Source organism: Marinobacter orientalis (assembly GCF_004792665.1).
Taxonomy (GTDB): domain Bacteria; phylum Pseudomonadota; class Gammaproteobacteria; order Pseudomonadales; family Oleiphilaceae; genus Marinobacter; species Marinobacter orientalis.
This window is the reverse complement of sequence record NZ_SRZX01000003.1, coordinates 114,418-125,736: the sequence shown is the minus strand read 5'-3', so window position 1 is coordinate 125,736 and position 11,319 is coordinate 114,418. Positions and strand designations below refer to the sequence as shown.

General features: G+C 58.1%; 9 protein-coding genes and 2 tRNA genes. All 11 read left to right on the top strand.

The features are described from left to right. The first annotated feature begins 13 nt into the window (after positions 1-13). A tRNA-Gln gene (locus DIT72_RS10915) sits at positions 14-88 on the top strand. Positions 89-140: 52 nt separating this feature from the next. Further along, positions 141-1,091: a ribose-phosphate diphosphokinase gene (locus DIT72_RS10910; RefSeq protein WP_135955278.1), complete on the top strand. Its 951-nt coding sequence runs from the start codon at positions 141-143 to the stop codon at positions 1,089-1,091. A 156-nt stretch (positions 1,092-1,247) separates the two neighbouring features. Continuing rightward, positions 1,248-1,895 carry a 50S ribosomal protein L25/general stress protein Ctc gene (locus DIT72_RS10905; RefSeq protein WP_135955277.1) on the top strand — a complete coding sequence of 216 codons (648 nt, stop codon included), beginning with the start codon at positions 1,248-1,250 and terminating at the stop codon, positions 1,893-1,895. Positions 1,896-1,925: 30 nt separating this feature from the next. Further along, positions 1,926-2,516 (top strand): aminoacyl-tRNA hydrolase, encoded by a 591-nt coding sequence (gene pth / locus DIT72_RS10900; protein ID WP_135955276.1) that lies wholly within the window; start codon positions 1,926-1,928, stop codon positions 2,514-2,516. A 175-nt stretch (positions 2,517-2,691) separates the two neighbouring features. Beyond that, the gene (gene ychF, locus DIT72_RS10895) at positions 2,692-3,783 is read left to right on the top strand and encodes a redox-regulated ATPase YchF (protein WP_135955275.1); all 1,092 of its coding nucleotides are present in this window, start codon (positions 2,692-2,694) and stop codon (positions 3,781-3,783) included. 20 nt (positions 3,784-3,803) lie between these two features. Then, positions 3,804-4,544 carry a 4'-phosphopantetheinyl transferase family protein gene (locus DIT72_RS10890; protein WP_135955274.1) on the top strand — a complete coding sequence of 247 codons (741 nt, stop codon included), beginning with the start codon at positions 3,804-3,806 and terminating at the stop codon, positions 4,542-4,544. 134 nt (positions 4,545-4,678) lie between these two features. Next, a tRNA-Met gene (locus DIT72_RS10885) sits at positions 4,679-4,755 on the top strand. A 214-nt stretch (positions 4,756-4,969) separates the two neighbouring features. Next, positions 4,970-6,247, top strand: a complete 1,278-nt coding sequence (locus tag DIT72_RS10880; RefSeq protein ID WP_135955273.1) for an O-acetylhomoserine aminocarboxypropyltransferase/cysteine synthase family protein — start codon at positions 4,970-4,972, stop codon at positions 6,245-6,247. 154 nt (positions 6,248-6,401) lie between these two features. Further along, positions 6,402-7,451: a lipoyl synthase gene (gene lipA, locus DIT72_RS10875; protein WP_135955272.1), complete on the top strand. Its 1,050-nt coding sequence runs from the start codon at positions 6,402-6,404 to the stop codon at positions 7,449-7,451. 8 nt (positions 7,452-7,459) lie between these two features. Next, positions 7,460-8,680, top strand: a complete 1,221-nt coding sequence (locus DIT72_RS10870) for a methyl-accepting chemotaxis protein (protein WP_135955271.1) — start codon at positions 7,460-7,462, stop codon at positions 8,678-8,680. Between the two features lie 52 nt (positions 8,681-8,732). Beyond that, the gene (locus DIT72_RS10865; RefSeq protein ID WP_135955270.1) at positions 8,733-11,219 is read left to right on the top strand and encodes an efflux RND transporter permease subunit; all 2,487 of its coding nucleotides are present in this window, start codon (positions 8,733-8,735) and stop codon (positions 11,217-11,219) included. Positions 11,220-11,319: the final 100 nt, after the last annotated feature.

The window sequence follows — 11,319 nt, the reverse complement described above, 5'->3', positions numbered from 1 at the left end:
AAAAGCACGATATTGGGGTGTCGCCAAGTGGTAAGGCAACGGGTTTTGATCCCGTCATGCGCAGGTTCGAATCCTGCCACCCCAGCCACCTTTCTCCCGCTTCTTCTGATTCAAACGCCGTTACCGAGAAGGATGCCGTCGTGTCCAAACTGATGATTTTTACTGGCAACGCCAATCCCGAGCTTGCCAAAGCCATCGCCCAGAAACTCCACATCCCCATGGGCCAGGCCACCGTTGGAACCTTCAGCGACGGTGAAACCACTGTTGAAATCAATGAGAACGTTCGCGGGCATGATGTCTTTATCATCCAGCCTACCTGCAACCCCACCAACGACAATTTGATGGAACTGATTGTGATGGCCGACGCACTTCGTCGCGCCTCCGCTACCCGGGTTACTGCGGTTATTCCCTATTATGGCTATGCTCGCCAGGATCGCCGCGTTCGTTCCACCCGCGTTGCCATCAGCGCAAAAGTGGTTGCAGACATGATCTCCAGCATCGGCGTCGACAGGGTTTTGACACTGGACCTGCATGCCGACCAGATCCAGGGGTTCTTCGATATCCCGGTTGACAACATCTACGCCACCCCGGTCATGCTCGAAGATATCGAGAAACAGCGCTTTGAGAACTTTGTCGTGGTATCTCCTGACGTCGGCGGCGTTGTTCGGGCTCGCGCCGTGGCCAAACGCCTGGATGATGCTGACCTGGCGATCATCGACAAGCGTCGCCCGAAGGCCAATGTATCCCAGGTCATGCACATTATCGGTGATGTCAAAGACAAGACCTGTATTCTGGTGGATGACATCATCGATACCGCCGGCACTCTCTGTAAAGCCGCCAATGCCCTGAAAGAGCATGGTGCCTCGAAAGTGGTCGCCTATATCACGCATCCTGTCCTGTCCGGGCCGGCTGTCGACAACCTCAATGCCTCCGAACTGGACGAACTGGTTGTCTGTGACACCATCCCGTTGGGTGACAAAGCGCATAATTGTGATAAGATCCGCGTCCTCAGTATGGCTGGACTGCTGGCGGAATCCATTCGTCGCGTCAGCAACGAAGAGTCCATCAGCGCGATGTTCGAGAACGCCTGATCAGCTGACCGCCTGATTTACTGAGAAGAATCCGGACCGGGAGCCCAGTGGGCTCCCGGTCTGTCTAGTCCGCCGGAAAAGCTTCCGGCATTTCGCAAATGTCACCTGTTCAGGACCTGGTCGCGGGCCGCTCGGGTGAAAATTGAGGTTATAACCATGTCTCAGGAATTTCTTATTGAAGCATTTCCTCGTGGCGATCAGGGGAGAGGTGCGAGCCGCCGCCTGCGTCGCGAGGAACGGAAAATCCCGGCTATCGTCTATGGCGGTAACAAGGAAGCCGTTTCCATCTCCATCTGGCACAACGAGCTGAAAAAAGCTCTGGAAAACGAAGCCTTTTTCTCTCACGTTCTGACCATCGAACTGGAAGGCAAGAAAGAAAGCGTGATCCTCAAGGATCTGCAGCGTCATCCGTACAAGCCGCTGCTGACCCACGCCGACTTCCTGCGCGTTGACAAGGATCACGAGATCCACGTTAACGTACCGCTGCACTTCCTGAACGAAGATTCGGCACCGGCTATCAAGCTGCAGGGCGGCGTTGCCAACCACCAGATCACCGAAGTGGAAGTGATCTGTCTGCCGCAGAACCTGCCAGAGTTCATTGAAGTGGACATGGCTACCGTGGAAATGGACCAGGTCATTCACCTGAGCGACCTGAGACTGCCGAAAGACGTCAAGGTTGCCGCTCTGCTTCAGGGCGAAGATCACGATCTGCCGGTCGTTGCCATCCACAAGCCTCGCGGCGCCAAGGTTGATGACGAAGGCGAAGAAGGTGAGGAAGGCGAAGAAGGCGAAAACAAGGAGTAATCGCTCCTGTACTGACGAGGGCAACGGCAGATGGCACAGGATATTCTCATGGTGGTGGGGCTGGGTAACCCCGGCCCCGACTATGCGAATACCCGCCATAATGCCGGCGCCCTGTTCGTCGAAGCTCTGGCCCGGGAAGCGGGCCAGACGCTTCGCCCTGAAAAGAAGTACCACGGGCTCTACGCCCGTATTCAAATGCAGGGTCTTGACCTGCACCTGTTGAATCCCTCCACCTACATGAACCGCAGCGGCCTCTCGATCAAGGCACTGGCGGACTTTTTCAAGATTCAACCGCAACAGATTCTGGTTGCACACGACGACCTTGATCTGCCTCCCGGCACTGCCAAGCTCAAGAAAGGCGGCGGCCACGGCGGACATAATGGCTTGCGGGACACCATCGCCCACCTGGGCACCAACGACTTCCAGAGACTGCGCATCGGTATCGGCCACCCCGGCGACAGCCGCCAGGTAACCGGCTACGTACTTGGCCGCCTGGGCAAACGGGAGAGTGAAGAACTCAACGCCGTGATCGACGAAATTATCCGGGTACTGCCAGACGCCGCCAGCGGCAAGCTCTCAGCGGCCATGAACAGATTGCACAGTTTCAGACCGAACCCCTGAGCCGGGCGCTGTTGGATTACGCCTGCGGCTAATCCAACCTGCGGATATCTGCACGCCCGCAGGTCGGATTAGCGCAGCGTAATCCGACACCCGCTGAAGATTTCCCCTTATTCGCTTACACCACCAGACACCGGTATAATCCGGCCAAATTTTCCAGCACCAGCAGAGGCATTCCATGGGATTTAACTGCGGCATCGTCGGCCTTCCCAACGTCGGCAAATCCACCCTGTTCAACGCACTGACCAAAGCGGGCATCGGTGCAGAAAACTTCCCGTTCTGCACCATCGAGCCCAATGCTGGTGTGGTGGGTATGCCAGACCCGCGCCTGAACAAGCTCGCAGAAATCGTAAAACCCGAGCGCGTGGTGCCCACCACCATGGAATTCGTCGACATTGCCGGCCTTGTAGCAGGCGCCTCGAAAGGTGAGGGCCTGGGTAACCAGTTCCTGGCCAACATCCGCCAGACCGACGCCATCGCCCACGTGGTACGCTGCTTTGACGACAGCAACGTGATTCACGTGGCCAACAAGATCCACCCCGCCTCGGACATAGACGTGATCAACACCGAGCTTGCCCTGGCAGACATGGACACCGTGGAAAAAGCCATCAAGCGGGTTCAACGCGTTGCCAAAGGCGGTGACAAGACCGCCAAGGCCCAGCTGGAGATATTTGAGCGCCTGCTGCCAGTACTGAACGAAGGCAAGCCCGTGCGCAGTATGGGGCTCGACAAGGATGAGATGGCACTGATCCGCGAGTTGTGCCTGCTCACCGTCAAGCCCACCATGTACATCGCCAACGTGGACGAGGACGGCTTCGAGAATAACCCTTACCTGGATCAGGTACGGGAGATTGCAGAGGCAGAGAACGCGGTTGTCGTGCCCATCTGCAACAAGATGGAAGCGGAAATCGCAGAACTGGAAGACGACGAAAAAGCTGTGTTCCTGGAAGAAATGGGCATGGACGAGCCCGGCCTGGACCGGGTAATCCGTGGCGGCTACCGCCTGCTGGATCTGCAAACCTATTTCACCGCCGGTCCCAAGGAGGTCCGCGCCTGGACCGTCCGTGTCGGCGCCACGGCTCCCCAGGCGGCAGGCGTGATCCACACTGACTTCGAGCGCGGCTTCATTCGCGCGGAAGTGGTGAGCTACGAAGACTTCGTCAAATATAACGGCGAAGCCGGGGCCAAGGATGCCGGAAAATGGCGCCTGGAAGGCAAGGACTACATCGTCCAGGACGGTGACGTCATTCACTTCCGGTTCAATGTCTGAGTGTACCGGAGACGTTGACGGTGAACTTTCTGCCAGCGTGCTGCAGCCGCCCGGAGGACCGGTGGCCCTGGTCGCAGTCAGTGCCGGGCCTCCACCTGATCGCCCTGGATTTTGAATCAGGCCGCTTCGAACCCGACGACTTCGCACGCAGCGATATTCTTCCGCCGCCCTCCGTGGAACGGGCAGTCTCCAAGCGCCAGGCGGAATATCTGGCCGGTCGGTTCTGCGCTCGTGAGGGGGTTCTGCGCGCCACTGGGCGGCCTGACACGCCTGCGCAGGGCAGTGACCGGGCACCGGTATGGCCAACCGGATGCGTGGGGTCAATCACCCACACCCGGGGCCGGGCGGCGGCCGTGGTTGGCCAGCAACAGCATTACGCGGGACTCGGCCTGGATGCTGAAATCATCATGACCGATGACCGGGCGCTGCCGCTTTCCCGCCAGATTCTGACCCGATCGGAACAGGCCCGGTTTCGCTCCGAACTCGCCAGTCAGGCCGGATTCTTTGTTACCCTGGTTTTTTGCCTCAAGGAAACGCTGTTCAAGGCTCTCTACCCTCTGGTGCAACGGCGTTTCTACTTCGAACATGCAGAACTACTGGCCTGGCACCCGGATGGCACCGCCAGCTTGCGCCTGCTGACCACCCTTTCTCCGGCATGGCCTTCCCACACCGGGCTGGAAGCCCGGTTCGTCCAGGAGGATGATCGCCTGATGAGCCTGATTGCCATCCCTGCCTACACTACGAGCAACCATTCAGCATAGTTGGCGGGATTGTTCCAGAGCACCTTGCCGGACAACAGGACTTTCTTGGCCAGGCAAACCCGGAAAAGGGTTGACAGCACCGGATAAAATCCAGAAAATACGCGCCTCGTTTGGAGCACAGCCCGAACGGATATGGCAAGGTAGCTCAGTTGGTTAGAGCACGGCACTCATAATGCCGGGGTCGGCGGTTCGACTCCGCCCCTTGCTACCAGTATTATGAAAGGGTCCCCGCTTGAGCTGGGACCCTTTTTTGTCTGGTTCCCGCCTGCTCTGATCCCGCTACTCCATGGCAAAGCATCCACAGCTGACCTGTCAAAACGAAACTCTGCCCACTTTCCTGAGCCTGTGGCATACTCGAACACGTACTTCAATCTCAACAGAAGCGCTCAACGCAACAAAAACGCAACAAAAAGGGATGTCCAATCATGAAACCGGAGACTCTTGCCCTCCACGCCGGCTTTAACGGCGACCCGACAACCAACGCTGCCACCACGCCCATTTACCAGACTACCTCTTATACCTTTGACGACACCCAGCACGGTGCCGATCTGTTTGACCTGAAGGTACAGGGCAACATCTATACCCGCATCATGAATCCCACCAATGCCGTTCTGGAAGAGCGCATGGCTCAGCTCGAAGGCGGGGTGGGCGCACTGGCGGTCGCTTCCGGTATGGCCGCTATCCTTTATGCCCTGCAGACCATCTGCAAGGTGGGCAACAACATTGTCAGTACCGGCCAGCTCTATGGCGGCACCTATAACCTGTTTGCCCACTCGCTGCCGAACCAGGGCATCGACTGCCGTATGGTGAGACACGATGACTTTGACGCCCTGGATAAGGCGATTGACGACAATACCCGTGCCCTGTTCTGCGAGTCCATTGGCAATCCGGCCGGCAACGTGGTGGACATCCAGCGCTGGGCAGAGATTGCCCACAAACACGGCATTCCGCTGATTGTCGACAACACAGTGGCAACACCATTCCTGTGCCGCCCCTTCGAGCATGGTGCGGATATCGTGGTTCACTCCCTCACCAAGTACATCGGTGGCCATGGCACGACGGTTGCCGGTGTTGTGGTGGATTCCGGCAAGTTCGACTGGGTTGCCAACAAGGCGAAGTTCCCCATGCTGAATGAGCCGGACCCGTCCTACCACGGTGTGGTCTTCACTGAAGCGCTTGGTGAAGCTGCCTTCATTGGACGCTGCCGCGTCGTTCCTCTGCGCAATACCGGTGCAGCTCTCTCACCGTTCAATGCGTTTCTGATCATGCAGGGCCTGGAAACCCTCGGACTACGCATGGAGCGCCACTGCGAGAATGCGGAGAAAGTGGCCGATTACCTGCAGAACCATCCGGCCGTTGAATGGGTCAACTACGCGGTGCTGGCAGACAGCCCCTACAAGGCTACCTGTGACAAGATCTGTGGTGGTCGCGCATCCGGTATCCTCAGTTTCGGCATTACCGGTGGCCGCGAGAACGGTGCAAAATTTATCGATGCCCTGCAACTGATTTACCGCCTGGTGAACATTGGCGATGCCAAGTCTCTGGCCTGCCATCCAGCCACCACCACCCACCGTCAGCTCAACCCGGAAGAGCTGAAAAGCGCAGGGGTCAGCGAGGATCTTGTGAGGCTGTCGATCGGCATTGAACATGTGGACGACATTATTGCCGATATCAGGCAGGCGCTGGATAAAGCAACAGCCTGACGGATTAACCAACGGGCACGACCAGGGTCGCGCCCGGAATCCCCGTGATTATCCGTACCTGTCTTGTATCCTCGGCGGGTGCGGATTACTCTTTAGAGTCAGCTAAACTTCATGTAAGCCGTCCAGAAGCCAACAGACAGAGAGCCCCGTTGTAATGAGCGATAGTGCCAAGCCCCGTGTCACCAGTGGTTCCAAGTTCCGCAATGAACATGGTTTTTCCGCCATCAAGGACGGCATCAAGCGCTCGGGCTCCGGCATTATCGACACCGGCACCCAGCGCAAACCTTCCTGGCTGCGGGCCCGCATGCCCGGTGGAGAGCGTTACGAATCTGTTCGCAAGAACGTCAGCGACCACCGTCTGAGCACGGTATGCCAGGAATCCCACTGCCCCAATATCGGTGAGTGCTGGACCAATGGCACTGCCACCATCATGGTGATGGGATCGGTGTGTACCCGCGCCTGTCGTTTCTGCGCTGTCGATACCGGCAATCCCAAAGGCTGGCTCGACCAAGAGGAGCCGGAAAATACCGCCAAATCGGTAGAACTCATGGGGCTGCGCTATATTGTTCTCACCTCTGTGGACCGGGACGATCTGGACGACGGCGGTGCAGCGCACTATGCCGCGTGCGTATCCGCTATCAAGCGGCGCACGCCGCACGTTGCTGTTGAGGCCCTGACACCGGATTTTGATGCGGTAATGGACCACGTGGAAAAGGTGGTGGACTCCGGCCTGGATGTGTTCGCCCAGAACGTGGAAACCGTCAAGCGCCTGACTACCCGCGTGCGGGATCCCCGCGCCGGTTATCAAAAAACCCTCAGTGTTCTTGCCCACGCCAAGAAGCACCGCCCGGATGTACTCACCAAGACCAGCCTTATGCTGGGACTGGGTGAAAGCGAAGAAGAAATTCTGGAAACCATGGACGATCTCCTGGCCGTCGGTGTCGATATCCTGACCCTGGGCCAGTACCTGCGCCCGACGCAGAATCACCTGCCGGTCGAAAAGTACGTGACCCCGGACGATTTTAACCGCTATCGCGAGATCGGCCTGGAAAAAGGCTTCATGGAGGTGCCATCAGGCCCCATGGTTCGCTCCAGCTACCGTGCTGACCGGGTTTTCGAGAAGAACAACCTCGGCCTTGCGGTGCCGGAAGTGCCCGCTGCTTCCGCGAAAGCCCAGCAAATCCCCGTCAAGGCGGTTGACTGAGACCTTCCATGCTGCAACTACTCAGGAATGCCCGGCTTAAATACAAATTCTGGCTGCTCAATATTGTTGTGTTTGTGGTGCTCTGCCTGCTGGTGCTCTATGCCATGAGCACAATATCAGGATTGACTGGGCGGCCGTTTTCAGAGGTTTTCAACGAAACCGCCGCCGGTTTCGCGCTGGTGGTTGCCGGTCTGATGGTGCTGGAAATGGCCGGTTCGCAGCTACTGATCTCTTTCATAGAGCGGCACGTGTATCGCCTGAAACGGACTATGGTTTCCGTGCAGGCTTCCGGCAACCTGAGTGAACGTGCCCACGTGGATTCCACCGATGAAATTGGCGAAATGGGCCAGGCCTTTAATGCCATGCAGGACCGCACCATGGGCGTGGTCAAGAGCATGAAGCAGGCCATCGACCACCTGCATCGTGAAGTACAAGAGCTGGCGATTGCCGCAGAGTCGCGCCGGGACGACCTGGGGCGGCAACAGTCCGGCGCCGATCGCAGCGCCGAAGTCGTGGAAAACATGCTGCAAAGCTTTACCGGCATAGCCGAACAGGCAGACATCGCCAAAACCCTGTCCCACGAGGCAAGAAATGCCACCGTTGACGGCAGCCAAAGGGTTGGCCGCAGTGCGGACTCTATCCGCCGACTGGCGACCGCGATCCAGAGCTCGGCGAACAGCGTACAGGCGCTGGCTGAAAACAGCCACGAGATCAGCCACTCCGTTGCCGAGATCAGGGGTATTGCAGAGCAGACCAACCTGCTGGCACTGAACGCCGCCATTGAGGCCGCCCGTGCCGGTGAGCAGGGCCGGGGATTTGCCGTGGTGGCGGACGAAGTGCGCAGCCTGGCCCAGCGGGTACAGGATTCCACCGGTCAGATCCAGGGCACCATTGACCGCCTGCTCACCGCCATGGGCGACGCGGTCACGCAGATGACCGCAAGCTCGGAGGACGCCTCTGTGTGTGTGGATGAATCGGAAGAGGCCCGCAAATCCCTGGATGCCATCAACTCTGTGGTAGGGCGCATTGACGAGACCAACCGGGAAATCGCCAATGTATCCGCTGATCAGACGGCCTCCACCGACGAAGTCCTGGCCAACGTTCAGAGCATCCGCGACACCACCGATAGCATGGTCACCCAACTCACCGAAAGCGCGGATATGAGTAAACGCCTGAAACAGTTGATCGATTCTCTGGAAGAAGCGTCCAACAGGGTCACCGTCGGCTGACGGTTTGTGGCACACTCCGCACTCGTTTTCACTGTGTAGGGTAATTCTTGCGATGTCCTGGCTTCGATCCTTCTACGACCGGTTGATTTTCCCCCATCCTGTTCTGGTACTGCTGCTGTTCGGCGTCGTACTGGTGGTCGCCAGCCTGCGGCTGGACCAGTTCCGCCTGGACGCCTCCGCCGAGTCCCTGGTCCTGGAAGACGACCGCTCACTGGAGCAATATCGGGAGGTAAACCGGCGGTTTACCGATTCCGACGACTTCCTGATCGTCACTTTCACACCCCGGGAGGAACTGTTCAGTGATGATGGCCTGAAACTCCTGCGATCGCTACGGGATGAGCTGGCAGCACTGGACAGGGTGAGCTCCACCAACAGCATTCTCAACGTTCCCCTGCTCCACAGCCCGGATCTTACCCTGGACACCGTGGACTCCGAAATAAAGACCATTGACGAAGACAAGGTTGACCCGGACACCGCCAGAGAGGCACTTCTCAGTAATCCTCTGTATCCCAATCTTCTGATCAGCGAAGACGCCCGCACCACCGCCATACAGGTCAATCTGCCCACTCCGGAACGCTATTTTGAACTGCTTCGTGAGCGCAACAAACTGCGGGACAGGGTTGACGAGGGCAAGGCCACCGCAGAAGAAGAGCAGCAACTGGAGAGCGTGAGCCGCGAGTTCATTGAGTTCACTGAGGCCCAGGGCGAAGAGCGCGACCGGACCATCGCGCAGGTGAGAAACATTCTCGACAGCTACAGGGGCCGAGCAGAAATCCATCTCGGCGGCGTGCCGATGATTGTCGCGGACATGATCCGCTTTATCGAGAACGACCTGTCCACCTTCGGCGTAGGCGTGCTGGTGTTCCTGCTGCTGACCCTGGCGATTATCTTCCGCCAGTGGCGCTGGGTACTGGTGCCGCTGTTGTGCTGCAGTTTTACCGTGTGGCTGGTGATCGGTTACCTGAGCTGGGCCCGCTGGCCGGTGACGGTCATTTCCTCCAACTTCGTGTCGCTGCTGCTGATCATGACCCTGTCGCTGACGATTCACCTGATCGTCCGCTATCGGGAGTTCCAGCATGACGACCCGGAAGCAGCATCGCAAGATATCCTTCGCAACACTCTGCTGGCGATGGTCAAACCCTGCTTCTACATGGCGATCACCACCATCGTCGCCTTTGGCTCTCTGACATTCAGCGGCATCCGCCCGGTGATCGATTTCGGCTGGATGATGACCATTGGACTGGCAGTGGCTTTCCTCATCACCTTCGTGATTTTCCCGGCACTGCTTACATTGCTGCCACCGCCAGTGGATGAACGGGTCCGCTCTGACCGGATACCATTTACCGACCTGTTCGCGCGTTTTACCGAGCACTACGGCAAAACGGTGCTGTACGGCTCAGCCGTCATCGCCGTGCTCTGCGTCATCGGCATCAGCCGACTGAGCGTGGAGAACAGCTTCATCGACTACTTCAAATCCAGCACAGAAATTCATCAGGGCATGGTCACCATCGACGACCGCCTGGGAGGCACCACCCCGCTGGATGTGATCATCACCGACGACCGGCCCCCCGAGAGCGATGGCGGAGGTGACCCCTTTGCCAGCGACTGCGACCCCTTTGTGGAAGACTGTGAGCAGGAGGAAGAGTACCGGGACACCTGGTTCACCTACCAGAAAATGGAACGCCTTCGCAAAGTCCACGAGTACCTCGACAGCCTGCCGCAAACCGGCAAGGTGCAGTCCATCGCCACCACGCTGGACATTCTGGCCCAGGTCAACGGCGGTGAACCCCTCAACGCCGTAGAGCTGGCGTTTGTGCCCTCGGCGGTACCGGACGACCTGCAGGACATTCTGCTGACGCCCTATATCAACGAGGAGCATGACCAGGCGCGCTTCGGCATCCGCATCCTGGAAACCTCTCCGGACCTGCGCCGCGATGAACTGCTGAACGGTATACGCAATCACCTGACCGGGGAAATGGACTTTGAAGACGATCAGGTTCAGCTCACAGGCATGACGGTGATGTACAACAACATGCTGCAAAGCCTGTTCGATTCACAGATCAAGACGCTGGGCGTGGTGTTCCTGGCGATCATGATCATGTTCCTGATTCTGTTCCGTTCGATAAAGCTGGCGCTGATTGGCATGGCGCCGAACCTGATTGCGGCGGGCTCGGTTCTGGGCCTGATGGGCTGGCTGGGTATTCCGCTGGATATGATGACGATTACCGTGGCGGCGATCACCGTAGGGATCGCGGTGGACGATACCATCCATTACATCCATCGCTTCAAAACGGAGTTCCCGAAAGACGGCGATTACGTCGCCACCATGCACCGCTGCCACCGCAGTATCGGGCAGGCGATGTTCTTCACCTCGCTGACGATCATTACCGGCTTCTCGATACTGGTGCTGTCGAACTTCATCCCGACCATCTACTTCGGGTTATTCACCGGTTTTGCCATGTTTATGGCTCTGGTTGGGGCCCTTACCCTGTTGCCTCGGCTTATTGTTCTGGTTAAACCGTTCGGGGCTAACTTGTGAGACTTACTCCCCAAGCCTTCCAAGATCTGGAGTAATCGCTCCGCCGCGACAGGCTCACAACCAGCAGGCTACGGGCACAAAAAAACCGCCAAGGCCATCG